The following is a 24,484-nucleotide window of genomic DNA, read 5'->3' on the forward strand; positions in this document are numbered from 1 at the left end:
GCGTTAAGCCGACCGCACAGCCCGCGCCGCGGGCGTGTGAGCGCGGCGGGCGCTACGCGTCGGCCCCCGGCCGGTGCAGCGAGGTGGGCCCAGGCCCTCGTGCCGGACGTCAGCACGACCTCGGTCCTGGCGTAGCCCAGTTGCCCGGCAGGGCCGCGCGCTCGACCACCAGCACCGCCTCGGAGCCGGCCGGGACGCGCGCGCCGGCGGAGACCGCCACCGCCTCCCCGCCGCGAGCACGCCGCGCCGGACCCTGCCGGCCCGGACGGCGCCGCGCAGCCGCCAGGCGCCGAAGCCGGCCACAGCGTGGCCGTCCATCGCGGAGGTGTCGAAGGCCGGCAGCGGCAGGTGGGTGCGGAGGTCGTCCGCGAGGGTCAGGCCGGCCGCCTGCTCCAGCGTGACGGCCCGGGCGGCCGTCGGGACGCCGGTGGCGTGCGCGAGCTCGCGCGGCCGCCGCCAGGGCGTCCCCGGGCCGGACCGTCCGGTATGCGCGGCAGGGGCGTCCGCCCTGGGGAGAGGCATGGTGCCAGCCTGCCGCCGCCGTCTTTCCGCTCCGGACGTGTTGCGTTGCCGCCCTGCGCCGGTCCGCTCACGGTGCGCGCCGCGGGGCCGTGAGGTCTCGCCGGAAGGGCGCCGTGACGTGGCGGGCAGGCCGAGAGACAGCTGAATCGCTCACACCATTGGGCGATTGCGAGCTCAATCAAGTGATCGCCCTCGCAGATGCGAATCTAGGCTCGACGCAGTGCACACCGACGAGTGCCGCCGCCCCCAGGGAGAACCCGATGCCGACCCGTACCGTTCGCCGCCGGATGCTGCCACTGGTGGGCGGCTGCGCCGCGCTCGTCCTGGCGCTCGGCGGCTGCTCGTCGAGCGGCTCCACCACGTCGGCGGCCTCGCCGTCCGCCGCGACGGCCGCGGCGAGTGCCTCGTCCACGGCGAAGGTCGGCGGGACGGTGACCGTGTTCGCCGCCGCATCGCTGAAGGAGGCCTTCACGACGATCGGCAAGCAGTTCGAGGCAGCCCACCCCGGCACCGAGGTGGTCTTCGACTTCGCCGGCAGCGACGCCCTCGCGGCCAGTATCGTCAACGGCGCCCCGGCCGACGTCTTCGCCGCCGCCAGCCCGGCCACCATGAAGACCGTCACGGACAAGGGCGACGCGGCCGGAACCCCGACGACCTTCGTCCGCAACCAGCTGGAGATCGCCACCGTGCCGGGCAACCCCCACCACATCGCCTCGCTGCAGGACCTCGCCGAGCCCGGCCTGAAGGTCGTCCTGTGCGCGAAGGAGGTCCCGTGCGGGGCCGCCGCCCAGAAGGCCCTCGCAGCGGGCAACGTGCAGGTCACCCCGGTCGGTTACGAACAGGACGTCAAGGCCGCCCTCACCGAGGTCGAACTCAAGGAGGCGGACGCCTCCCTCGTGTACCAGACCGACGTGAAGTCCGCCGCGGGCAAGGTCGACGGCGTCGCCTTCCCCGAAGCCTCCTCCGCCGTCAACGACTACCCGATCGCCCCGCTCACGCACGCGCCCAACAGCGCGGGAGCCGGTGCCTTCGTCGCGCTGGTGAAGTCCCCCGACGGCCAGAAGGTCCTGACCGACGCCGGGTTCCTGAGCGCCTGACCGGGAGCCGCCGCGTCGCCACCCGGCCGCCGGTCAGCGCCGGGCGCTCCGGCGGGCGGGCGGGACGATGCGGACCCGCCGGGTGTCGGGCCCCCTCTCCAGGTCGTCGAGCTGCGCGGTGATCGTGCGGCGCAGGTCGTCGTCGTCCTCGAAGGCGTGGTCGTGGAAGAGCGTCCAGCCCGTCCACATCAGGTTGGCGCAGACCCGCGCCGGCACCCCGCCCGTCCGGGCGCCCATGCCGACGAGAGCCACCGAGGCGATGCTGCCCGGCACGGCCGCGTTCTGCCGGTGGACGGCCTGGAACGCGGCAGCGCACGCCAGTGCCACGTTCAGGGTCTCGCTCACGTTCTGCGCGGACTCCTGCATCGTCGGCGCCGAGATCAGGAACCTCGGCGTGACCGCGCCGGACGGCACGCACACCGCGCTGCCGACGGGCAGCCGCCCGGCGTGGCCGTCCCGGATCGCCCGCTGCACCCGCAGCTGGATGCCGGCTCCGAGGTGCCGCTTGATGACGGCGTCCAGGCCACCGTCCATCCGGCCGCGGGAGTTGGTGGGGCTGACCCAGGCGTCCACGTCCTCGTCGAGGATCGATCCCCGACGGATCTCGACGCCCGGGGTGTCGGCGAAGGCCGCCCGCCAGGCCGCCACCACCGCCGTGTTGACGTCGGCAAGCACCACCCTCAGCGGCACCTGCACGCGGTCCTCGGTCATGATCCACTCCCCTTGGTCGTCCGTCCGTTCGGTCGATGACGACGCTAGCCCTCGGCACCGACAACGCCGCGTCAGCGGAGGGACCGTCACCGGGTCTGCGAACCCGGAGCGGTGTTGTCACTCCCGGCCGATAGGACTGTGGATGCCGCCGGTGGTCGACCAGCCACCGGCCATGCCCTCTCCCGCCGCACGGCTCGACCCCTCGGAGACCCGCCATGAGCGACGCCAACACCCCTGCCACGCCCGGCCCGAGTGACCCGCTGGCGCTCGCGGAGCTCTTCTCGGGCGGCGGCGAGGCCTGGCTGCCGCTGCTCAAGCCCGTCATCGAGGCGCAGCCCGACGCCGCTGCCTTCATCGGCCCGGGCCGCGGACCGGACGTCGTGCCCGTCCGCGAACTGACCTTCCAGGCGCTCAAGCCGCACGCACCGCACCGGTGGAAGGTCGTCGTCTTCGGCCAGAACCCGTACCCCCGGCCGGAGAGCGCCACCGGCATCGCGATGTTCGACAACACCTTCCACGACTGGAAGGACAGCCAGTTCGGCAGGGTCGTCAGCATCCGCTGCATCATCAAGGCCGCGGCGATGTGGAAGTACGGCATCCCCAAGAAGACGCCGATCGCCGACGTCCGCACGCTGCTGAAGACGCAGGACACCGTCCAGCCGCCCGAGTGGTTCCAGGCGATGCTGACGCAGGGCGTGCTGCTGCTGAACGCGGCCCTCACCGCCAGTGCCGACGGGGCCGCCGGGCCGGATCGGCACACCGCCTTCTGGCGACCCGTCGCCGAGCGGATCGTCGAGGAGATCCTCAGCGCCAAGCAGAACGCCGCCGAGGAGGACCGCGGCGTGGTCTTCGCCTGGTGGGGGCGCATGCACGCAACCTGAAGAAGGTGGTGCTCCGGCTCCAGAAGAAGTACCCCGACGTCGACGTCCGGCACATCGACCACCCGAATCCCGCCGCGCAGGGCGACATCTTCTGCGACGGCGACCACTTCGCGACGGTGAACGCGGCTCTCGCCTCGCTGGGTGCCGACCCGGTCGACTGGCTCCCGAGCAAGGGCTGGAACGCGCTCACCGAGGCCGCCGAGGGGACGGACGGCGGGACGGCCGAGCGCATGGGCGCGTTCATCGCGTCCACCATGGAGCTGCACCAGCTGTATCTGGACCGACTCGCCAGCGTCAAGGACGAGGGACTCGAACTCCCGGCGATCACCGGCGTGTTCGACACTCCGCTGATGGACTTCCGGGATGCTGCCGGCCCGGTCGCCCGGCTGCTTTCCGGGCTGGACCGGCACATCGGGCGGTCGCACGAGTTCGGCAAGCGGCGGGCGGACGCGGCCGCGGCGGACGGCGGAGCCGGCGGCCTGTCCGCCGACGCGATCGCCGCGCTCCACCTCTACACCTGCGAGTCCGCGTTCTACCGGGAGATCAACGCCGTGCTCCGCACACCGGACCGGACACGGCTCGTCCCCTACCTCCCGTACCTGCGGCTGCTGTTCTCGGCGGTCTCGCAGCTCCCGGCCCGCACCGAGCCGCTGTGGCGCGGTGTGTCGCTGGACCTGCGGGCGCAGTACCCGCTCGGACGGACCGTCACCTGGTGGGGCGTGTCCTCGTGCACGTCGAAGCTCGGCGTGGCACAGGCGTTCCTCGGCAGCCGCGGCAGGCGGACGCTCTTCGAGGTCAATCCCCTGCGGGCCACGGGCATCCAGCAGTTCTCCGCGTTCACCGGTGAGGAGGAGTTCATCCTGCTGCCGGGCACGCAGCTCACGGTGACGGACGTGCGAACGGAGCGTGGCGGTCTGACCACCGTAACGCTGACCGAGCTGGCGGAGCAGACCCTGGTCTCCTGAGCGGTCGGAATCCGGTGCACCGGGTCCTCGCGGCAACATGTCGGTCGCCGTGAGGACCCGGTGCACCGGGCCGGTGGCGGATCAGCGGGCGAGGCAGTTCTCCACGGTCGGACGCACCCGCGGCAGGTGGAGATCGCCGACGGCCTGCCGCTCGGCCCGAGCATGAAGGTGCTGAAACGCGAACTGCGCCGCACCGTCGCCCCGGCGCACGAGGCCTGAGGGACGACCGGCCGCCGCGGTCACCCGCCGGTGCGGGCGAGGAGGTCCTCGACGGTCTGGGCGGGGCGCAGGACTTCGAACCGCACGGTGCCGTCCGCCCCGACGGTGACGCCGTGGACGGCAGGCTCGGGCAGGCTGTTGTAGCCGAACGGCGTGGTCGCGTAGTAGGCGCCGGTGTCGAGGAGGGCGACGATGTCGCCGGGCTCCAGGAGGGGCAGCGGCCGGGCCCTGGCGACGAGGTCGCCGGAGAAGCAGCACGGTCCCGCCACGTCCTGGACGGTCGGCTCGCCCTCCTTGGCGGCGCCGGTCGGGCCGTGGGCGCTGATCCGCAGCGGCCACGCGTCCGGCATGAAGACCGTCCGCGCGGCGACCTGGGCACCGGCGTGCGTGACGGCGATCCGCCGGCCGCCCGAGGTCTTGGTGTACTCCACGAAGGCGGCGGTGAATCCGCTCTTGGCCAGCAGCGCGCGGCCGAACTCGGTGATCACCCGGTAGCCACCGTCGAACAGGACGGGCGCCCGGGCCCGCAGCCGGTCCACGTACGCGTCGAAGCCCGGGTCCGCCGTGTCGCCGGTGAAGTCGACCGGCAGACCGCCGCCGATGTCGATGCCCACCACCTGGCGCCGGCCGGCCGCGGAGTCGACCTGCTCGGCGAAGGCGACGGCCCTGGCCACGCCTTCGGCCATCAGGTCGAGCGTGCAGCCCTGCGATCCCACGTGCACATGGACCCAGGTGAGCCAGGGCCGGTCCCGGTAGGCGCGCAGCAGGAGCTCCGCGTTCCCCGGGTCCGCCAGCGGGATGCCGAACTTCGAGGTCGCGGTGGCGGTGCTGGTGGCCCCGATCGAGCCGCTCCCGACCTGGGGATTGAGGCGGACGCCGATCCGGGAGCGGGAGCCGCGGTCGTCGAGGAGCGCGTCGATCCGGGAGAGCTCCTGGAGGTTGTCCGCGTTCACGGCGACGCCGAGGTCCAGGGCGTGGCGGAGCTCCCTGCGGGTCTTGGCCGGGGAGTCGAGGACGATCCGGTCGGGGGCGAAGCCGGCGGCCAGGGCCTGCGCCAGCTCGCCGGGGCTCGCCACCTCGCAGCCCATGCCGTGGCCGCGCAGGCGCTCCAGGACGGGGACGAGGCAGTTCGCCTTGGCCGCGAAGGTGTGCAGCACGTCGACCCCGTCCGGGAACGCGCGGTGCAGGGCCGCGACGTTCGCCGCCACGGCGTCGAGGTCGACGAAGGCTGCCAGCAGCGCGTCCTCGGGGTCGAGGAGCCTGGCCCGCACGGCCGCGCGGAGCACGAGTTCGCGCCGCTCGGCCGCCTGGGGACGGGTCATGGGCACACCTTCCGGAGGGTCGTCGGTGATGCTCCCGGGCACCCCGGGCGGTACGACCAGGGTGCCCGCCGGTGCGCCGCTGTGTCGTCGTCCGGGGATCCCGGGTGTGGCGGGCCGCCGTGCGGGGCCGGCCGGCCGACCGAGCCGCGCCTCCGGGGTACCTCCGGCAAGCCGCGACCCCGGGGTCCGTCCGACGGTTCCCGGCCGCCGGGCACGGTGCCGATCGGCTCGTACACGGCGGGCCCTTGCCGCGGGCGGGCCGGGCCGCAGCCCGTCGTGGCGCCGCCCAGATCATGGGGGCGGTCTACCCGGGCCGTGCGGAAACGCGCCGGAACATGGGTAGGGCGCCCTGATGCCCGGCCGGACACCGGTCGGGAACATCGCCGTGGGACGACGGCCGGGCCATGTGGGGAGGGCCGCCGGCGGACTCTCGCGGGGCGATCGGGCCCCGGCCCGCCCGCGAGCCGGATCAGCGCGACCGACACCCCTTTGGAGGAGTCCGTGGATCAGCGACGGCGCGGCACCGTTCGGTTCTCTGTTCTCGGCCGCCTTCAGGTCGACGTCGCGGGCCGGCCGGTGCCCCTGGGGCCGCTCAAGCAGCGGCTGGTGCTCGCCATGCTGCTCTCCCGCCCCAACCGGCCGGTCTCCTCCGGCCTGCTGACGGAGGTGGTGTGGCAGGACGAGCCGCCGAGAACGGCCCGCAAGAACCTGCAGGTCTACGTCTCGGCCCTGCGCAAACTGCTCGGGGGCCGGGGCGACGGCGAGGGCGGTGCGGACGGTGCGGGGGACGGGGCGCGGATCGTCCACGACTGCGGCGGGTACCGGCTGCACCTGGAGCGGTCGGAGCTCGACGCACTGCACTTCCAGGATCTCGCCCAGGCCGGCCGGGCCGCCCGATCCGCCGGTGAGCTCGACTCGGCGGCCGACCTGTTGAGACGGGCCCTGGACCTGTGGCGGGGCGAGCCGTTCGCCGATCTGCGCAGCTCGCCGCTGGTCAGAGCGGCCGCCGAGCAGCTGGAGGAGCGCCGCCTCGGCGGCTACGAGGACTGGGCCGAGGCCGAGCTGGGGCGGGGCGGGATCGCCGCCTCGGTCGCGGAGGCGGTCGGCGACCTGATCGAGCAGCATCCGCTGCGCGAGCGGCTCCAGGCGGCCCGGATGAACGCGCTGCACCTGATGGGCCGCCAGTCCGAGGCGTTGTCCGGCTACGACCGCTACCGCCAGTTGCTGGCGAGGGAGCTGGGCCTGGCACCGAGCCCGGCGCTGGAGACGCAGTACCGCTCGATCCTGACCGCCGGACGCTCCGGGCCCGCCGCCGGGGCGGGCGGAGCGGCGGCCGGGCCGGCGCGGACGGTGCTGCCGCCCGACACCGCGGACTTCACCGGCCGGGCGGAGCAGCTGCGCGAGCTGACGGACGTGCTCGGCGGGGGCGGGCGGGTGGCCGTCCTGGTGGGGCCGACGGGGATCGGCAAGACGGCCCTGGCCGTCCGGGTCGCCCATCTGCTCCGGGCGGAGTTCCCGGACGGACGGCTGCTGGTGCGGTCACGCGCCGCGGACGGCTCGCCGAGACCGTGGGAGGCCGTGCTGGCCGACCTCGGCCGACTGGCCGGCCTGGTGGACCGGCCCGCCGAGGATCCGTGCCGGGCACTCGGGCGCTGGCACGGCTGGCTCGCCGACCGCCGGGTCCTGCTCGTCCTCGACGACGCGCCGGACGAGGCGGTCATCCGCGTACTGCTGCCGGCCGGCGGCAGCAGCGCGGCCGTGGTGACCTCGCGCGCCCAACTCGCCGGCCTGGCACCGGTGCACCGGGTGGAGCCGCCGCCGTACTCGCCGGCCGAGGCGCTGGAACTGCTGGGCCGGATCATTGGGCGCCGCCGCCTGGAGGGCGACCGCGCGGCCGCGGAGGAGATCGTCGCCGCGAGCGGGATGCTGCCGCTCGCCGTCCGGGCGAGCGGGCTGAAGCTGGCCGTGCTGCGGCACCTGCCGCTGCGCGAGTACGCCGCCCGGCTGGCCGACCCGCGGATGGTGCTCGACGAGCTCGCCGCGGGCGACGTGGCCGTCCGGCCCCGGCTGGCGCTCGGCTGGCGGGATCTGACGCCGGCGCACCGGACGGCGCTGCTGCGGCTCGGACAGCTGCCGCTGGCCCGGCCGTTCACACTCGCCGAGGCCGCCGCGGCGCTGGGCTGCGGCGAGGACTCCGCGCTGCGGGCGCTGGAGGCGCTGATCGCCACCGGGGTGGTCACGTCGCCGCTCGACGAGGTGACCGCGCACCGCGCGGTCTACGCCCTGCCCCGGCTCGTCCAGCTCTATGCGCGGGAACGTGCGCCGCAGGGGCCGCCGCCGTCCGCCGGGCCGCCGCGCCGGGCCACGAGAGGGCCGTCGGTGCGATGGCCGGCGGGCGCACGGGCCTGAGCCCGTCTGCCCCGCAGGGCCCGGACGACCGGAGCCCGTCCGGGCGCCCGACGACGCCGCGCACGGCGTGCCGATACCGCGCCGACCCCAGAACTCGGGGTGGATCAGGGGTGCGACAGCTGGATCGGGCCGGCGTAGGCGGGCCGGGCGATCGGACGGGTGCGGTGGAGGGCCCCCATCAGCACGGCGCCGCCGGAGACCATGGCGGCGGTGCCCGCCAGGGCCATCGCGACGTACGCCAGGTGGCTGTGCCAGTCCCAGAGCAGCGCGTCCCAGGCCGCGATCGCGGTGGCGGCCGCCGAGGAGACCAGGGCGATCCGTACGGGCAGCGTCCACCGGGCCGAGAGCGCCGCGGCGGCCAGGCCGAGAAGTGCGGCCGGGACGACCGTGACGAGAACGGCGAGGACGGTGAGCACGAGGGCGGCGATCAGAAGGACCGGCAGAAAGAGGATCACGTCTTGCTCCTGTGGACCGACGGGTGCGGCGACATGGCGAGCCGCCCAGGGCGTCGGGCGGTCCGGCGTCCCGTGCGCAGGGGCCGGACGTGTCCGCCGGCCCTCGCGTCATCCTCATTCTGACAGGGAATTTGAACGTGTTCAACACCGGGCGGGTGCGGCGGGACTCTCCGACGACCACGGGGAGATGAGGGAGGGTCGGACGACCGGAGACCGCCACCGCCGCCACCGTGAAGAACCCGCCCTCGGTCCCGCGTGACCGCACCCCCGCTCGGCCCACCGGCAGCCTGTCACCGGCCGGGCCTCAGGGGAGTGTCACCACCTGCGCGCAGTAGCCGAGCCCCGAGCCGAAGCCCATGAGCAGGGCCGGGCGGCCCGACAGGTCTCCCCGGCCAGCAGCGACTCCAGGGCGAGCGGGATCGAGGCGGCGGAGGTGTTGCCGGTCTCGACGATGTCCCGCGCCACCCGGACGTGGTCCGGCAGGGCGAGCGCGGTCGCCAGGGACTCGACCATCCGCAGGTTGGCCTGGTGCGGGACGAACGCGGCGAGGTCCTCGCGGGCCAGGCCGGCCCGGGCCAGGGCACCGACCGCGACCTCGGGCATGGCGCCGGCCACCCAGTGCAGCACCTCCGGCCCGCGCATCCGCAGGTGGCGGTCCCCGCCCTCCGGCCCGTCCGGTCCCCCGGGCCCGGCGGGTCCGTCGGGTCCGTCGGGTCCGTCGGGTCCGTCGGGTCCGTCGGGTCCGCAACTCCAGGCGTCGGGCTGGGCGATGGCGTCGGCGCCGGAGGGATCGCTGCCCCACACGGCGGGCCGCACACCGGGCTCCCGCGCCGCCGAGACCACCACGGCCCCGGCGCCGTCGCCGAAGATGAACGCCGTGGAACGGTCGGCCGGGTCGACGATGTCGGACATCCGCTCGGCACCGACCACGACCACGTGGTCGGCGCTGCCGGAGGCGACCAGGGCGCGGGCGAGCTCCAGCGCGTGGCAGAACCCGGCGCAGGCCGCCGACACGTCGAAGGCCGCGCCGTCGAAGCCGTCCAGCAGCGCGGCCACCCTGGCGGCCAGCGGCGGCGCCTGGAACAGGTAGGACATGGTGGCCGCGACGACAACCCCGACCTGGTCGGCGGCCACGCCGGCGGCCGCCAACGCCTTCTCGACTGCGGCCGCCGCCATCACCTCCAGCGTCTCGTCGGGCTGGGCGAAGCGCCGGGAGGTGATCCCCGTCCGGCGCCGGATCCACGCGTCCGAGGAGTCGACGTGCCGGCAGACCTCCTCGTTGGTGACGACGCGGCGCGGGCGGTAGCCGCCGACCCCGGTGATCGTCGCGTGCCGGACGGCCTCTCCGGTGCGGGTGGGCTCGGACATCGGTGTTCCTCTCGTCGGGTGTACCTGGGACCGGACCGGATCCGGTGGCGCATCGGGCGACTCGCCCCGACGCGGCACCAGGCCTTCTCCCTCGGATCCCGGCGTGCCCGGCGAGATCCGGAGGAGAGGGCCCAGGGCCTCGCTTCCGGATCGGGCGCCCAACGCCGCGCGCTGGTCCGACAAGATCCGGCAGAGAGGCCCTAGCCGGCGAGTCTTCGGTACCTGCCGGCGTGGAAGACCAGCGGCGGGACGTGCGGATCGATGCCCGTGACGTGCACCCGCAGCAGCACGATCCGGTGGTCGCCGGCACCGATCTCCTGCTCGACGGAGCAGTCGAACCAGGCGCCGGCGCCGCCGAGCAGCACCGCCCCTCGTCCGTCCGGTGCCACTCCAGGCCGGCGAAGCGCGGCTCGGCGCCGCGCGTGGCGAGCTGCCGGCTCGCGCCTTCCTGCGTGCCGCCCAGCACGCTGACGCCGAGGCGGTGGGCCCGGCGCAGCCGCGGCCAGGTGGTCGAGGTGAGCGCGGCGCAGACGGAGACCAGCGGCGGGTCCAGCGACACCGGGACGAAGGAGGAGGCCGTCATGCCGACCGGTTCGCCGTCGACCAGGGCCGCCAGCGCGGTCACGCCGGTCGGGAAGGCCCCGAACACCCGGCGCAGCGCGAGCGGGTCGAGGTTCCGCGCCAGGGCCGGCGCGTGGCCGGTCGGGAGGTCGGCGGGTGCGCCGGGGCCGCCGGCGAGCCCCGCTCCGGTGGCGGCGCTCACGGCGCCACCCGGGTCGTGCCCGGCTCGCCGTGGCGCTTCAGGGCGCCGTCGAAGACCGCCGCCGTCGCGGCGTAGTCGTCCTCGGCGCGGGCCGTGTCCATGATGAACGTCCGGCACCCGGCGTCGATGTACCGCATGATCTCCCGTTCGACCTTCTCGTGGCTGCCCACCAGGTAGGGGCAGTACGTCGCGTGGTGGAGGAAGGGCCCCATCCAGTACGGGCTGTCGGGGCCGCCGGGGAACTCCTCGGCGGCGGACAGCCGCTCCACCCAGTGCGAGTCCGAGACGCTGCGGGCCAGCCGTTGGGCGAGCCGGCCGGCCCGGCTGGCCGGGAAGCGCTCGTACGCGAGGGCCCAGGCCTCCCGGTCGCTGTCGCGGGCGATGACGCCGAGTCGGACGCCGCCTCCCCGCAGGTCGCCGTGCGGGCCGTCCCCCGAGGTGCCGGGCGGCTCCGGGTAGCGCACGGGGACGGCGCCGAGCGTCCGGCCGGCCCGGAGCCCGGCCTCGGAGGAGCCGGAGATGTAGAGCTCGGGGGCGAGGTGCGCGGGCAGCGGGGGGAACATCGGCAGGGTCCGCACCCGGTACCAGGTGCCCTCGAAGGTCACCGGGCCGGCTCCGGCCAGCAGGCGCCGGACCAGCTGCGCGTATTCGGTCAGCCGCGCGTACCGGTCGTCGTGGGCGGTGTCGTCGCCGAGGGCGGCGAGGTCGCCGACGGCGCCTCCGGCGACGAGGTTGAGGGCGATCCGGCGGCCGTACACCGCCCCGAAGGTCGCGATCGTCTTGGCGACCGTGTAGGGGTGCGCGTACAAGGGCTGCAGGGCGACCAGCGGCGCGAAGTCCTCGGTGGCCGCGAGCACCTCCTGGGCCACGGCCCACGGATCGACGGTGTTGTTGTCGGAGTACACGAGGGCGCCGCCGAAGCCGGCCGCCTCCGCGCAGCGGGCGGCCCGCCGGACGGCCTCCCGGTAGCGGCCCGGCTGCGCGGGCGGCGGAATCGTGGCGAACAGCCGCAGGCCCGGCGCTTCGTCGGCCACACCATCACCTCTCCTCGTCGGTTCGACCGAGCACGGGGGTTTCGGGTCCACGGTGGGCGCGGCAGGTGGTGCACCTCCAGGCAGCGGGCAGGCAACTTTCCTGCCTGCCGTCGGGCCGTCCGAAGCTGCCGCCCTCTTGCCTGTTCGTGGCCGCGGCGGCGCTCCTAGGCTGACGCAGCATCACCCGTGGGAGTGCGCGTCGAGCGTCTCGTGACCGAACGGAGCCCCTCGTGCATGAGCCCGCCCCCTGTCCTACGGTCAACTCTCCGTCTGGCGCGATGTCCGGGAGCTGGGCCGCGACCGCTGGCACGAGGCGAACACCCGGACGATCTGGCCGCTGGCCGGGGAGGGGGAGCCGAAGGTGTCCGCCGTCGAGGACGCCGTCCTCGCGCTGGCCGCGCGGCACGAGTCGCTGCGGACGGTGTACGGGCTGTCGGATCCGTACGCGCCGGTGCAGCGCGTGCTGCCGTCCGTCGGCGAGGTCGACTCCGGCACGGTCGAGTGCGGCCCGGAGGAGTTCGACGGCGTGGTCGCAGCGCTGGCGGCCGCTCCCTTCGACCTGAGCGCCGCACCGGCCTGGCGGTTCCGGGTCGTCACCGTGGACGACCGCCCCCGGGCCGTCGTGCTGATCGGGCACCACATCGTCGCGGACGGCTGGAGCAACACCATCCTGGAGTCCGACTTCCGCGCCGCCCTGCGCGGGCAGGTACCGCCCGGCGCCGCCGCACCGCCCACGCCGCGGGAGCTGGCCGGCTGGCAGCGCTCGCCCGACCGGCGGGCCAGGCAGGCCGCACTGACCGCCTACTGGGAGCGGATCTTCGGCCTTCCGGCGGCGTCGCTGCGCACGGCCGGCGCCCCGGCCCCGCCCGACGACGCCTGCCAGTACTCCGTGCGCTCCCGGCAGGCATCCGCGGCCGCCCGGCGGCTCGCCGAGCAGCTCACGGTGCCGGTCTCCAGCGTGGTGCTGGCCGCGTTCACCTGGAGCGTGGCGCGCCTGGCCGGCCCGGGCCCGCTGGTCGCCCAACTGATGTCCTCCAACCGCTTCGTGCCGCCGTGGACGGACGTGGTCAGCTCCATGAACCAGTGGACGGCGGCCTCGGTCGGCGCCGCCCCGGACGCGTTCGTGCCGTACGTCCGCCACGTCCACACCCAGAGCCTGCTGGCCTACCGGCACGGCATGTACGACGTCGACGAGATCGACGCCCTGCGCGACCGGGCCGGCGCCGGCCGTGCCCCCCACCAGGCTTCCTGTGCCTTCAACTTCCTCACCGACGGCCCGGCGCCGCCCGGCGCCGACGAGGAGTCCGGCCCCGTCCGGGAGGTCCCGTTCTCCCGGATCGGGCACCCCTGCTACCTGCGGGCCACCGACGAGGCGGGCGCGACACTGGAGTTGCGCCTGCGGACCATGGGGATCGCGGACACGGTCACCCGGGACATCCTCGACGGCACCGTCGCCCGCCTGTCGGACCCCGCCTCCTGAATCGACCCAACCCTCCGGCCCCGCCGCGCCCATGGAGTCGCCCGTGTCTGCCCATGTGATCGTCCTCCACCGTTGGACCGACTCCTACGCCGACTACGCGTCCTACCTCGACCACTCCGTCCACCGGGTCAGCTACGTGACCACGCCGCAGGCCCGGACGGCCCTCCCCGCCGCGGCCGCCGCCGTCTCGGTCGTGCCGAGCACCGAGGACCGCGCCGCCGTGCGGGCCGCCGTCGACGATCTCGTCGCACGGCACGGCGCGCCCGCACGGATCCTCGCCCTGCACGAGGTGGACCTCGACGTCGCCGCGGAACTCCGCGAGCGGCTCGGCGTGCCCGGCGAGACCCCGGACCGGCTGCACCCCTTCCGGGACAAGTTGGCCATGGCAGAGCGGCTCGCCGCACACGGTGTGCCGGCGCCCGCCTCGGCGGCGGCCCCCGACCGTGCGGCGGTCGCGGAGTTCGCACGGCGCCACGGCTGGCCGCTGATCCTCAAACCTGTTCGCGGGACGGCGAGTTCGCATGTCACCCGGCTCGACGGGCCGGCGGATCTGGCGGCGTACGCCTTCCCCGCGGGCGTACCGGTCATGGTGCAGTCCTACCTCCCGCACGGCATCCTCCACGTGGACGGGGTCGCCGCCGACGGCGATCTGCGGGTCTGGCGGGCGTCGCGCTACCTCAACACCTGCCTCGGCTTCACCCGGGGCCAGGCGCTCGGCTCGGCCGAGATCGACGACCCGGTGCTGCTCAAGGCGGTCGGGGAGTTCACCCGGCGCGCGGTGCTGGCGATGTCGACGGACCCGTGGGTGTTCCACCTCGAACTGTTCGCCTCGGACGACGGCACCGACCCGGAGCTGCACGTCCTGGAGGTGGGCGCGCGCCCGGGCGGGGCCGAGGTCCCGTTCGTCTGGCGCGAGGTGCACGGCGTCGACCTCATGGCCGCCGCCGTCGACGTGCAGCTGGGCCGACCGCTGCCCGCCTACCCGGCCTCGGCGGATCCGACCGCCGGCGTGGACGAGTGCGGCGGCTGGCTGCTCGTCCCCACCCCCGCCGCCCGGCCGTGCCGCGTCCTGGCGGCGACGCCGCAGACGGGCCGGGCCGACGGGCCCTACGCCGAGCGCCTCCCGGCCCCGGGCAGCCGGCTGGCCGATCTCCCCGGTTACGAGCACTCGGGGGCGCGCTTCCGCTTCCGCGGACGCACCCACCAGGAGGTGGCGCGGGCGATCACCCGGACGGTGTCCCGGCTCGACTTCCGCTGCGAGCCGGTCGACCCGGCACGTCCGCCCCGCGTGGTCGTCCTCGGCACCGGCGGCCGCGCCTACCGGGAGTACGCGCTCGAGGACGCGGCGGCGCACGGCCGGGTGTCCACCGTGAACGACACGCCCGCCGACTGGGAGCTGCCGTACCTCGACGGGCACCGGGTCGCGGACACCCAGGACGTGGACGCGATCACCCGGACGGTGGCCGAGGTGCTGGCCGGGGACGGCGGGCCGGTCGGCCTGCTCACCTGGAGCGAGGTGCTGCTGGAACGGACGGCCGAGGCGGCCGCCCGGCTCGGCCTGCCGCACATGTCCCCGCAGGCCGTCCGCAACTGCCGCGACAAGCTGCGCACCCGGCGCCTGCTGGAGCAGGCAGGGCTGCCGTCCGCCCGCTACGCGCTCGCCCACGGCCTCGACGAGGCCTGCGCGGCGGCGGCCCGGATCGGGTACCCGGTGGTGGTCAAGCCCCGCGCGCTCGCGGGCAGCAGCGGTGTGGTGCTGGCCCGGACGGCCGCCGAACTCGCCGCCGTCCACCGGCACGCGGACGAGGCCGCGTTCACCGGCCTGGACCCGCTCGACGGCCTGATGATCGAGGAGTACCTGGAAGGCCCAGAGATCAGCCTGGACTGCGTGGTCGTCGCCGGCACCGTGCACTGCGTCAACCTGGCCAGGAAGCGGATCGGCTACCCGCCGTTCTTCGAGGAGATCGGGCACCTGGTGTCCCCGTGGCGCCACGAGCCGTGGGCCGACGAGCTGGTCGACACCGTCGCCCGGATCCACGCGGTCCTCGGGGTGACGACCGGCGTGACCCACGCCGAACTGCGGCTCACCCCGCAGGGCCCGCGCCTGGTGGAGCTCAACGGCCGGCTCGGCGGCGACTTCATCCCGCTGCTCGGCCGGCTGGCCACCGGCGTCGACCTGACCGCGGCCGCCATGGACGCGGCCCTCGGCACCGTCCCCGACCTGCGGCCGACCCGGGAGCTGTGCGCCGAGGTGCGCTTCCTGTACCCCGGCCAGGACGGCGCCGTGCAACGGCTGGACGTCTCCGGCGCCCGCGAAGTACCGGGCGTCGAACGGGTGGTGGCCCTGGCGGAGCCCGGGCAGCACCTGCTCCTCCCGCCGCGCGGCGTGGTGCCGCGACTGGCCGCCGTCATCGCCACCGGCCGCGACGCGGCCGCCTGCGACCGCACCCTCGACGAGGCGATGAGCCGGATCGAGGCCACCATCACCCCCGCCGAGGAGGCGTGAACACGGCCATGGTCAACCCCGAAATCACCCACGTGGTCCTGGGATTCAGCGTCGGCCTGCTGAACCAGCTGGACCGGCTGCTGCCCGCAGGGTCCGTCCTGGTGGTCGAGGAGCCCGCGATCTGCGCGGCCCGCGACGTCGCCGGGCAGCTCGCCCGGCTGAGCTGCGCGGCGGGCGTGGTCGCAGCCCCCGTCCAGGACGAGGCGAACGCCGCGACGCTCGCCCGGCACGTCGAGCGGCCGGCAGGCGTCCGCGCGGTGCTGCCGGGCCTGGAGTACACCGTGGTCGCGGCCGCCGAGCTGGCCGAGGCATGGGGCCTGCCGAACGGCGGGCCGCGGGCCGTCCGCGCCTTCCGCGACAAGTCGCTGCTGCGGGAGACCACCCGGTGCGCCGGGATCGGGCACCCCGACTGGCAGCGTGTCGACGGCCCGCAGGAGGTCGCCCGGTTCCGCGCGGAGCACGGCGGCTCCTGCGTGCTGAAGCCGACCCACCTGCAGGGCAGCGCCGGCATCCAGCTCCTCGGCCCCGGGGACGACCTCGACGAGGCCTGGAAGCGGACGGAGGCCGCCGACGAGGTGCACCTGCGCACCGCCCACGCGGGCAGCCCCGGGTACGTGGTCGAGGAGTGGCTGCGCGGGCCGGAGGTCAGCGTCGAGGCCCTCGTCCACGAGGGCCGGATCGCCTTCCTCAACACGACCGAGACGCAGCTCTTCCCGGGCCGTCACCCGGTCGAGCGCGGCCATGTCGTGCCGGCGCCGGACGGGGGCGCGGCGCCGGCGGAGGCCATGCACGCGCTGGTCGCCGCGACGGGCTTCCGCAGCGGCATCCTGCACGCCGAGTGGATCCTCCGCGACGGCCGACCGCACCTGCTGGAGTGCGCGGCCAGGCTGCCCGGGGACTACATCCCGTTCCTCATCGCGCTCGCCTGGGACAGCGACCTGATCCGCGGCCTGGTCGACGTGCTGGAGGGCCGGCCGCCCACGATGGCCCCGGCCCCCGTCCGCGGTGCGGCCGTCCGCTTCCTGGACGCCGCCCCCGGCAGTGTGCGGGAGGTCCGCGGCCTCGACGCCGCCCGGGAGCTCCCCGGCGTGGTCGAGATCTGGATGTCCGCCGAGCCCGGCCGGTCGGTGGAGCCGATGACGAGTTCCTGGTCGCGCGTCGGCGAGGTGGTGGCCGTCGGCTCCGACCGGGAGGCGGCGGCCGCCCACGCCCTGGCCGCGGCCGCCGCCGTCCACATCGTCACCACCGCGCTCGGGTAGCAGGATCCTTACGACTCGGTCCACGATTGCTGATGTGGGTACATTTCGTTGAAGGGAAGGGTTGGGGGATGCTGCTCGTTGACCAGCAACCGCCCCCTGCTCGGAGGTGCCCCCTTCCGTGACCGGGCGGCCTCGGCCAGCGGGCAGACTGAAGGCCACACAAGGAGGACGCATAGATTCCGATGAGCCGATGTACCAGTTCCGGCGCGACGTCACGCGGCAGAAAAGCCCCCGAACCTTCTGGACGTGACAGGGGCGCACGGTCTGGCCCAAGCCGCCGGCATCGCGAGCTTCTGGATCCGCAAGGGCATCGCTGACCGCGTTGAGGTACTCAACCGGCAACGACTAGTCCTTGCGATCTCACGGTTCGACGTCCGCGTGCTCGATGAGCCGCACGGGCGGAACACCTATCAGGTCCGGACGCTGGACCAACAGCACGCCTTGATCTGCCTCGGCCACGCGGCCCAGCTGCGAGACGCGTTGGTCGTCGCCGATGAGCAGTTGCTGTCCCGAAGTGCGGCCGCTGTGGTGGAGATTCGCAGAAGCAGCTCCATCATCGCACTTCTGACCCGGGCGGACCTGGGCTGGATGTGGCCCGGACGCGGCGTTCGCACGTGTACGGGGGACGCCAGCGCTGGACTGACAGCTCCTTCGTGACTGCCGTGACGTGACAGTGGCCGCACGGGCTCTTCGAGTGTGACCAAGAAGTGGGCCCGTGCGGCCTTGACCCATCCTGCCTTCTGCGGCGTCTCGCGCACACATCTCGGCGATGTGATCGAAGAGTTGGCCGATCCGTGGCTCGCCCGTTGCGAATCGGAGCTCCGTGAGCGCCGTGGTGCCGCGCGGCAACGCGAGGCTGGTGCTGGGCCGAAGCACGACCTGGTCTTCACCGACCGCCTGCTGGTCACCCTGGTCCACCTGCGCACCTGGCTCCCGCACGCCGCGCTCGCCGCGCTCGCCGAACTGTACGGCACCGCCCGCTCCACGATCTCCCGCGCCATCAGCGAGATCCGCCCGCTGCTGGCGGAGCGCGGCTTCGCCGTCCCCGACCGCCCCGGCATCCGACTGCGCACCCTGGCTGACGTGTTCGCCCACGCCGAGGCCGAGGGGATCCGGCTGCGGATCGACGGCGCCGAGACCCAGGTCCGCCGCCCGAAGGCCAACCGGCCCGGGCGGCGGGCCTTCGTCTCCGGCAAGAAGAAGCAGAACACCATCAAGACCACCACCATCAGCGACGGCCAGGGCCGCCTGCTGTGGTCGGGTGCGGACCACCCTGGCCGTATGCACGACCAGACCGCGATGCGCACCGAGGACATCGCTGAGCAGTTCCGCTTCCGCCCGAAGGTGACAGCCGAGGTCGACGAGGGCTACCGAGGCCTGGCCAACGAGTTCCCCGACCAGATCAGCGCCCCGCCCAAGAAGCCGAAGGACGACGCGCCACTCGGCGAGCAGTACGCCTGGCGGGAGACGCGCCGACGGCAGTCCTCGGAGCGGATCTGCGTCGAGCACGCCAACGCCGAATTGCGGCAGTGGCGCCCACTCCAGCGCTACACCGGCCGGCGCGAGGACTACGCCGAGACCCACCAAGCGATCGCCTCACTGGTCTCGGACCGCTCAGCCCGCCGGCCGACCAGCCGCAAGCCGAGCACTGAACTCGTGCGTGCCCGGCAGACCGCCTGCTGATCAACCACCAGCCGACCCGCTAGGCCGGCACGTCCGGACCCCAATCGCGGACCGAGTCGTTACTCACGAACCGACATGACGGACCGTCACGCGGCCCGGCCTCCGGGCCGGGCCGCGTCGGTGCGCCCGGGGCGGCGCGGATCGTCCGGAGCCGGCGGCCCCCGGCCTCAGCCGACTAGGGTCCGCTTCGGCCGGACGATGCAGAACTCGTTCCCCTCCGGATCCGCCAGCACCGTCCACGACTCCTCGCCGCTCTGCCCGACGTCCACCCTGCGGGCGCCGAGCGCGAGGATGCGCTCGATCTCGTCCGCCCGCTCCTCGGCGCCGGACGTCAGATCGAGGTGCAGACGGTTCTTGACGACCTTGCGGTCCGTCACCGGCATGAAGCAGAGGCCCACGGGGGCCGTCACGTCCGGCCCGACGACGACCTCCCGCTCCCGCTCGGAGAGGATCCGCCAGCCCAGCACCTCGGCCCAGAACCGGGCGAGGGCGGGCAGGTCGTGGGCGTCGATCACGATGTGGTGCAGGGAGACGGGCATGTCGGCCAGTGTGCCCGGGGAACGCCGGGAGGGAACCCGCCCGGCGGGACGCGCCGGGACGGACGCGCCGGGGCCGGGGCCGACACGAACGTCGGCCCCGGCCCCGGCTCCGCCCCCGCGCCCCCTGGTCAGAGCCCCGCGGCGCGGAACTCGCAGATCTGCTCCCAGAGGTTCCGGGGGTGCGGAACATGTCGACCACCTGGAAGTCGTCCGGGATGACGATGTCGTAGAGCTGTTCGATGGCCACGATTAGGCCGACGGTGGCCATCGAGCTCAGGCCGGCGTCGGCCAGCGGCACGTCCGGTGCGAGGTCGCCCTCGTACGACGCACCGGCCAGCACGTCCCGCAGCAGCTCCTCGAACCGGTCGTCCCAGGGCTTCGCCGCGGGCCCGGCGGCGGGCTCGGTGTCGCCGGGCGGCTCGGGCAGGCCGTCCAGGTCGACGGTGCCCTCCGCGGTCAGCGGCCAGTCGTCCACCTCGACCAGGACGTCCGGGATGAGCGGGCGCGGCAGCCTGCGCTCGGCGAGCGCCCGGCGGATTGCGTCCGGCGCGAACTCCTCGCCCGCCACGAGCCGCACGTACCCGACGAGCCGGCGTCCGGCGCGGGCCGGGTCCGGCCGCTCGACCACGCGGCAGTCCCGCACCGACGGGTGCAGGTCGAGCAGTTCACGCGTCCGGTGCGGGCCGACCGGCCCCATCGGCTCCAGCCGCCCGTCCCGGCCGACCCGGGCCAGCCGGCCGGTCGGGCGCAGCGGGCCGCCGCCCCGCGCGACGTACAGCTCCCCCACCACGCCGGCGGGCACCGGGCACTGCCGGGCGTCGACGACCTGCAGGCGCAGGCCGCGCGGTGGCAGGCCGTCGAAGGCCACCGGCCCGAACACGCCGTCGGCCTCGACGGTCTCGACGACCGTCGCCCGCGTGCGCAGCCCGGCCAGGACGGTCGGGGCGGCGTGGGGGTCGCCGGCGAGGACGACGGTGACCGGTCGCGGGGCGGCGGCCGCCAGACGCTCCGCGAGGAGCGGCGTCGTCCGCAGGTGCGTCACCCGGCCGGCGGCGATCAGCGCCGCCGCCTCGGGGACGGCGTCGGCGTCCGGGGCGGTGGTGAGGACGGCGGTGGCTCCGGAGGTCAGCGCGGCGAGCACGTCGGTCAGTCCGGCCGCGGTGGCCGGCGGCCGGGTGCACAGCCAGGACGACCCCCGGCCGAGGCGGCCCCGCGGGCCGCCAGCTCGTCGTGCAGCTGCTCCAGGGTGCGCGCCAGCTCGTCGTGCGACACGGGCGTGCCGGCCGGGCCGGGCAGGACGCAGGCCGCGTCGTCGGGCAGTCCGGTGGGCGGCTCGACGGCGGGCAGTCCCGCCGCGCCGGGCACGTCCGCGGGGGTCAAGGCGGCGCCGGCCCGCCAGATGCCGAGGACGGCGGCGACGCGGTCGGGTCCGTGGTCGGGCGCGACGGCGACGAGGGAGCCCGGGCCGATGCCGCGCTCGCGCAGGGCGCGCGCGACGGCGTCCGCCTGTGCGTCGAGCCGGCGGTAGGTCAGTTCCTCGGCGCCGCGGCGCACCGCGGCCCGGTCGGGGTGCTCGGCGGCCGCGCGGGCGAAGGCCTCGCCGACGGTGATCGGCCGGCCGGCCGGCTCGGCGGTGCGGTCCAGCAGGCGCAGGCCCTCCCGTTCCGCCGCGGGGAGGCAGGCGGCCCGGGCGTCGCCGTCCGGACCGAGCGACATCCGTTCGAGCACCGTCCGGTACAGGGCGGTGAGCCGGCCGGCGGCCTCCCGGCTCAGGCGGTGGCTGGTCGTGTTGAGCTTGAGGATTCCCGAGATGGTGAAGACGTGCAGCGCGAACTCGTTGTCGTTGTCGTTGTACGTCGCGTCCCAGTCCAGCAGGCTCTTGTCGACCTGCCGGAAGTCGAGGTAGTTGAAGAAGACGTCCAGCAGCCGGCCGCCGGGCCCGAACTCCTGCTGGATGACCTGCATGGGGAAGACCCGGTGCGGCCAGAGCGCGGTCAGGCCGTCGTGGACGGACCGGACGAGGTCGCCCCAGGTGCGGGCACCGGTGGGCATGGCGAACGGCAGCGTGTTGAGGTACATGCCGAGGACCTCGTCCGCGCCGACGATCTCGGGCCGCGCGTCGCAGACCAGCCCGGTGTAGAACGCCTCGGTCGCGACGACCGTGCTCATCACCTTCATGTGCGCGGCCAGCAGCACCGCCTTCATCGAGGTGCCGGTCTCGGTCGCCAGCCTGCGCAGGTCGTCCTCCAGGTCCCGGAAGTCCAGCATGTGCTGGTAGCGCTCGCGGGCGAGCGTCCGGTCCCCCTGCCAGGCCGGGGGCAGCGCGGTGTCGGTGCGTCCCTCGACCACACCGCGCCAGAAGTCGCGGTCCTCCTGGGAGTCGCGGGCGGCCGCCTCGGCGGCGACGTAGTCCGCGTACCGGAAGGGCACCGGCTCGGGCTCGGCAGGGGTGCGGCCCGCGCGGATCTCCCGGTAGCCGGTGAGGATCTCCATCAGCATCGTGTGGAAGCTCCAGCCCTCCAGGATCGGGTGGCACTCCGTGATGGTGATCCACCAGTCCCGGGCGTCCTGCGCGCGGTGGGCGTGCACCCGGATCAGCGGCGCACCGGTGATGTCCATCGGGGAGCGGCGTTCCCGGGCCGCGTACTCCTCCAGGGCCGGCCGCCAGCCGTCCGGGCCGAGGACGCCGTGGTCGCTCACGCCGACCGTGATCCGGGCCGTCCGGTGCACCAGTTGGAGCGGCACGGAGTAGCGGTTCAGCTCGAAGCCGGTGCGCAGCACCTCGTGCCGGTCGACCACCAGCTGGGTGGCCCGCTGGAGCGCCGCCCCGTCGACGGGCTCGTCGTCGCGGATCAGGTACGAGGTGGTGTCCTGGTAGGTGTTGACGTCGGGCCGGGCCCGCAACTCGATGATCATGCCGAGCTGGGTCGCGGTCAGCGGGTAGGCGTCCACGACGTCCGGCGGCAGGGCGGCGCGGTCCTCCGGGCCGATCAGCGCGAACGGTGCCACCGCGGGGGCAGCACCGCCCCGCCCGGGGCACCGGCCGCCTGCTCCGTGCACCACGCGGCCAGTTCCTCGACGGTCTGGTACGCGAAGATGTCGCCGGCCGACACGTCCAGGCCCTCGGACCGCAGCCGGGCGGCCAGCGCCACGGCCTGCAGCGAGTCCCCGCCGACGTCGAAGAAGTTGTCCTGCGGGTCGGTGCTGTCCAGCCCCAGGACCTCGGCCCAGATGCGCTGCACGGCGCCGGTCACCGCGCCGGAGGCGGGGGCCGCTCCCGATGCCGGGTCGGCGGACGGGTCGGCGGCGACCGGGTCGGCGGCGGGCCGCGCGGGGACGGCCCCGAGCGGCTGCTCCGGGTGGCGGACGAGGCTGTCGAGCAGGACCTCCCAGTCCGCGGCCCACCCTTGCGCGGTCTTCTCGTCGATCACCGCCGCGGCGTACTCGAGCCGGGCGAAGAGCCGCCGGCCGGCGTCCTCGGCGACGTGCAGGGTGAGGTCGAACTTGGCGTCGGGCGGGACGGCGGACCCGACCCGTTCGACGTGCAGGCCGGCGAGCCGGAAGCCGCCGTCCTCGTCGGCGCCCTCCATGTCGAAGGCGGCCTGGAACAGCGGGTTCCCGTCCAGCCCGCGGGTCGGCTGCACCGCGTCGACCACCCGCTTGAACGGCACGAAGCGGTGGTCGAATGCATCCAGGACAGCACCCCTGACCTGGTCGACCAGATCGACGAAGCTCCGGCCCGGCGCGCCCTGCGACCGCACGACGACCGTGTTGACCGCATAGCCGAGCAGTCCGTCCAGGTCGGGCGTCCGGGTCGAGACCGGCACGCCCACCGTCACGTCCTCGCTGCCGGTCAGCCGGGAGAGCATCACGTGATAGGCCGCCAGCAGCACCATGAACGGGGTCGCGCGCCGGGCCGACGCCAGGGCGAGGACGCCCTCCGCCGTCTCCGGCTTGATCGCCAGTTCGACGACGCCGCCGCGCCGGTCGGGGCGGGCGGGGCGGGGCCGGTCCAGCGGCAGCGGCGCGTCCCGCACCCCGCTCAGGGCGCCCCGCCAGTAGTCCAGGTGTCGGCCGAGCGCGGCCTCCGTCGTCCGGGACCGCTCCCGGAGGGCGAAGTCGGCGTACTGGACCTGCGGCGCCGTCAGCCCGGACGGCACCCCGGTGGACTCCTCGGCGTAGAGCGCCTCCAGCTCCGCCGTGATGATCCGGTAGGACACGTCGTCACCCGCGATGTGGTGGAGGTTGACGACCATGAGATGGCACTCGGGCCCGATCGCGACCACGGTGACCCGCAGCGGCCGGTGCCGGGTCAGGTCGAAGGGCCGGCGGCGCTCCCACTCGGCGATCTGCGCGGCGCGCTCCTCGCGGTGCCCGGCCGGCTCCTCGGCCAGGTCGACCACCCGCAGCGGGAAGGGCCCGGCCGGGTCGATGATCTGGCAGGGCTCGTCGCCGTCCTGTCGGTAGCGGGTGCGGAGGATCTCGTGGCGCTCGACGAGCCTCCCCAGGCCCGGCGCAGGGCCTCGACGTCGAGGCGCCCGGTGAGCCGGAGCGTCCAGGACATCAGGTAGGCCCGGCCGGCGGGTGCGAGCTGGTGCAGCAGCCACATCTGCTGCTGGCCGGAGGCCAGCGGCAGCGGGCCGCCCCGGTCGGCCTGCTCGTTCGTCCGCGTGCCCTGCGCCGGTACGACCGCCATCACGTGTCCCTCCCTGTCGAATCACCGTGCCGTGCAAGGGTTTCCGGCTGCGCGCCGCGGAGCTCGGCGACCTCCCGGGCGAGGTCGCCCGCGGTCGGCCGGTCGAAGAAGGCCCGCATGGACACCTCCGTGCCGAAGGTCGTGTCGATCTTCCACAGCAGGCGTGCGGCGAGCAGCGAGGTGCCGCCGCGGGCCATGAAGTCGTCGTCCGGGCCCACGTCCTCCTGGGCGAGCAGCTCCCGGACGAAGCCGAGGATCGTCTCCCGGTACCCGTCCTCGGCGGCCGGCTGCGCCGCCGGCGCGTCGTCCGCCGCCGGCTCCGGGCCGTCCGGCCCGGGTGCGCCGATCGCCAGCTCCGGGTCGGCCGCGAACCACTCGGCCAGGTTCCGCAGCCGGCCGGCGAGGCCGTGCGCCACCGTCTCGTCGTAGAGCGCCGAGGAGTACTCGAGGGCGCCGCCGTACCGTCCGTCGGGGTACGGCCAGAGGGTGAGCGCGAGGTCCGTCCGGGAGACCCGCCAGGCACGGCCCAGCAGGTCGAGGTCGCGCTCCCGCGGGACCTGCCCGATCACCTCGTC

At 74.8% G+C, this 24,484-nt stretch carries 19 protein-coding genes and 2 pseudogenes; 9 read left to right on the top strand and 12 right to left on the bottom strand.

Features of this window, described 5'->3' with window-relative positions; genetic code table 11:
* Positions 1-3 precede the first annotated feature (3 nt).
* Complete coding sequence (locus ABEB13_RS06980; RefSeq protein WP_345704734.1) at positions 4-522, bottom strand: hypothetical protein; 519 nt, start codon at positions 520-522, stop codon at positions 4-6.
* 260 nt (positions 523-782) lie between these two features.
* Between ABEB13_RS06980 and modA the strand changes: the two genes are divergently transcribed.
* Entirely contained in the window at positions 783-1,619 is an 837-nt protein-coding gene (gene modA / locus ABEB13_RS06985) for a molybdate ABC transporter substrate-binding protein (protein WP_345704735.1), read from the top strand.
* A gap of 33 nt (positions 1,620-1,652) precedes the next feature.
* Here modA and ABEB13_RS06990 read toward each other — a convergent pair whose 3' ends face one another.
* Positions 1,653-2,330 carry a macro domain-containing protein gene (locus ABEB13_RS06990; protein WP_345704736.1) on the bottom strand — a complete coding sequence of 226 codons (678 nt, stop codon included), beginning with the start codon at positions 2,328-2,330 and terminating at the stop codon, positions 1,653-1,655.
* Positions 2,331-2,545: 215 nt separating this feature from the next.
* Here ABEB13_RS06990 and ABEB13_RS06995 point away from each other — a divergent pair, with 215 nt between their 5' ends.
* Together ABEB13_RS06995 and ABEB13_RS07000 are read left to right on the top strand one after the other, a co-directional pair.
* The gene (locus ABEB13_RS06995; RefSeq protein ID WP_345704737.1) at positions 2,546-3,211 is read left to right on the top strand and encodes a hypothetical protein; all 666 of its coding nucleotides are present in this window, start codon (positions 2,546-2,548) and stop codon (positions 3,209-3,211) included.
* Entirely contained in the window at positions 3,187-4,176 is a 990-nt protein-coding gene (locus ABEB13_RS07000) for an ADP-ribosyltransferase domain-containing protein (protein ID WP_345704738.1), read from the top strand. Before ABEB13_RS06995 ends, ABEB13_RS07000 begins: the two co-directional genes overlap by 25 nt.
* A gap of 239 nt (positions 4,177-4,415) precedes the next feature.
* Here the strand turns inward: ABEB13_RS07000 and ABEB13_RS07005 are convergent, their stop codons facing one another.
* Complete coding sequence (locus ABEB13_RS07005; protein ID WP_345704739.1) at positions 4,416-5,717, bottom strand: type III PLP-dependent enzyme domain-containing protein; 1,302 nt, start codon at positions 5,715-5,717, stop codon at positions 4,416-4,418.
* Between the two features lie 576 nt (positions 5,718-6,293).
* Here ABEB13_RS07005 and ABEB13_RS07010 point away from each other — a divergent pair.
* Entirely contained in the window at positions 6,294-8,126 is a 1,833-nt protein-coding gene (locus ABEB13_RS07010; protein WP_345704740.1) for an AfsR/SARP family transcriptional regulator, read from the top strand.
* Positions 8,127-8,230: 104 nt separating this feature from the next.
* On the opposite strand, the gene ABEB13_RS07015 is transcribed toward ABEB13_RS07010, so the two are convergent.
* From ABEB13_RS07015 to ABEB13_RS07035, 4 genes and pseudogenes are all read right to left on the bottom strand, one after another.
* Entirely contained in the window at positions 8,231-8,581 is a 351-nt protein-coding gene (locus tag ABEB13_RS07015; protein WP_345704741.1) for a hypothetical protein, read from the bottom strand.
* A gap of 315 nt (positions 8,582-8,896) precedes the next feature.
* A complete protein-coding gene (locus tag ABEB13_RS07020) occupies positions 8,897-9,949 on the bottom strand; it encodes a beta-ketoacyl-ACP synthase 3 (protein ID WP_425559870.1) in 1,053 nt (350 codons plus the stop codon).
* Between the two features lie 200 nt (positions 9,950-10,149).
* A pseudogene (locus tag ABEB13_RS40345) lies at positions 10,150-10,532 on the bottom strand (flavin reductase family protein).
* A gap of 176 nt (positions 10,533-10,708) precedes the next feature.
* Positions 10,709-11,746 carry an LLM class flavin-dependent oxidoreductase gene (locus ABEB13_RS07035; protein WP_345704743.1) on the bottom strand — a complete coding sequence of 346 codons (1,038 nt, stop codon included), beginning with the start codon at positions 11,744-11,746 and terminating at the stop codon, positions 10,709-10,711.
* A 361-nt stretch (positions 11,747-12,107) separates the two neighbouring features.
* Between ABEB13_RS07035 and ABEB13_RS07040 the strand changes: the two genes are divergently transcribed.
* From ABEB13_RS07040 to ABEB13_RS07060, 5 genes are all read left to right on the top strand, one after another.
* A complete protein-coding gene (locus tag ABEB13_RS07040) occupies positions 12,108-13,226 on the top strand; it encodes a condensation domain-containing protein (protein WP_345704744.1) in 1,119 nt (372 codons plus the stop codon).
* A gap of 43 nt (positions 13,227-13,269) precedes the next feature.
* Complete coding sequence (locus ABEB13_RS07045; RefSeq protein WP_345704745.1) at positions 13,270-15,732, top strand: ATP-grasp domain-containing protein; 2,463 nt, start codon at positions 13,270-13,272, stop codon at positions 15,730-15,732.
* Between the two features lie 8 nt (positions 15,733-15,740).
* The gene (locus ABEB13_RS07050; RefSeq protein ID WP_345704746.1) at positions 15,741-16,991 is read left to right on the top strand and encodes an ATP-grasp domain-containing protein; all 1,251 of its coding nucleotides are present in this window, start codon (positions 15,741-15,743) and stop codon (positions 16,989-16,991) included.
* A 246-nt stretch (positions 16,992-17,237) separates the two neighbouring features.
* Entirely contained in the window at positions 17,238-17,648 is a 411-nt protein-coding gene (locus tag ABEB13_RS07055; RefSeq protein WP_345704747.1) for a hypothetical protein, read from the top strand.
* Between the two features lie 39 nt (positions 17,649-17,687).
* Positions 17,688-18,674 carry a transposase family protein gene (locus ABEB13_RS07060; RefSeq protein ID WP_380231783.1) on the top strand — a complete coding sequence of 329 codons (987 nt, stop codon included), beginning with the start codon at positions 17,688-17,690 and terminating at the stop codon, positions 18,672-18,674.
* Positions 18,675-18,841: 167 nt separating this feature from the next.
* Here the strand turns inward: ABEB13_RS07060 and ABEB13_RS07065 are convergent, their stop codons facing one another.
* From ABEB13_RS07065 to ABEB13_RS07080, 5 genes and pseudogenes are all read right to left on the bottom strand, one after another.
* Positions 18,842-19,213 carry a VOC family protein gene (locus ABEB13_RS07065; RefSeq protein ID WP_345704749.1) on the bottom strand — a complete coding sequence of 124 codons (372 nt, stop codon included), beginning with the start codon at positions 19,211-19,213 and terminating at the stop codon, positions 18,842-18,844.
* Between the two features lie 457 nt (positions 19,214-19,670).
* Positions 19,671-20,396, bottom strand: a pseudogene (locus ABEB13_RS40350) (AMP-binding enzyme); the annotation flags it as partial.
* Positions 20,360-22,222 carry a condensation domain-containing protein gene (locus ABEB13_RS07070; RefSeq protein ID WP_345704750.1) on the bottom strand — a complete coding sequence of 621 codons (1,863 nt, stop codon included), beginning with the start codon at positions 22,220-22,222 and terminating at the stop codon, positions 20,360-20,362. The gene ABEB13_RS07070 and the pseudogene ABEB13_RS40350, both read right to left, overlap by 37 nt.
* Positions 22,204-23,934: a condensation domain-containing protein gene (locus tag ABEB13_RS07075; protein WP_345704751.1), complete on the bottom strand. Its 1,731-nt coding sequence runs from the start codon at positions 23,932-23,934 to the stop codon at positions 22,204-22,206. Before ABEB13_RS07075 ends, ABEB13_RS07070 begins: the two co-directional genes overlap by 19 nt.
* Complete coding sequence (locus ABEB13_RS07080; RefSeq protein ID WP_345704752.1) at positions 23,909-24,478, bottom strand: acyl carrier protein; 570 nt, start codon at positions 24,476-24,478, stop codon at positions 23,909-23,911. The genes ABEB13_RS07075 and ABEB13_RS07080 overlap by 26 nt, the downstream gene beginning before the upstream one ends.
* Between the last annotated feature and the right edge of the window lie 6 nt (positions 24,479-24,484).

Source organism: Kitasatospora paranensis, from assembly GCF_039544005.1.
In the GTDB taxonomy this organism is placed as follows: domain Bacteria; phylum Actinomycetota; class Actinomycetes; order Streptomycetales; family Streptomycetaceae; genus Kitasatospora; species Kitasatospora paranensis.

Coding starts and splice junctions, on each gene's coding strand:
- ABEB13_RS07065 (WP_345704749.1), bottom strand. CDS start 19,213: ATGCCCGTCTCCCTGCACCACATCGTGATCGACGCCCACGACCTGCCC.
- ABEB13_RS06990 (WP_345704736.1), bottom strand. CDS start 2,330: ATGACCGAGGACCGCGTGCAGGTGCCGCTGAGGGTGGTGCTTGCCGAC.
- ABEB13_RS07050 (WP_345704746.1), top strand. CDS start 15,741: ATGGTCAACCCCGAAATCACCCACGTGGTCCTGGGATTCAGCGTCGGC.
- ABEB13_RS06980 (WP_345704734.1), bottom strand. CDS start 522: ATGCCTCTCCCCAGGGCGGACGCCCCTGCCGCGCATACCGGACGGTCC.
- modA (WP_345704735.1), top strand. CDS start 783: ATGCCGACCCGTACCGTTCGCCGCCGGATGCTGCCACTGGTGGGCGGC.
- ABEB13_RS06995 (WP_345704737.1), top strand. CDS start 2,546: ATGAGCGACGCCAACACCCCTGCCACGCCCGGCCCGAGTGACCCGCTG.
- ABEB13_RS07020 (WP_425559870.1), bottom strand. CDS start 9,949: ATGTCCGAGCCCACCCGCACCGGAGAGGCCGTCCGGCACGCGACGATC.
- ABEB13_RS07005 (WP_345704739.1), bottom strand. CDS start 5,717: ATGACCCGTCCCCAGGCGGCCGAGCGGCGCGAACTCGTGCTCCGCGCG.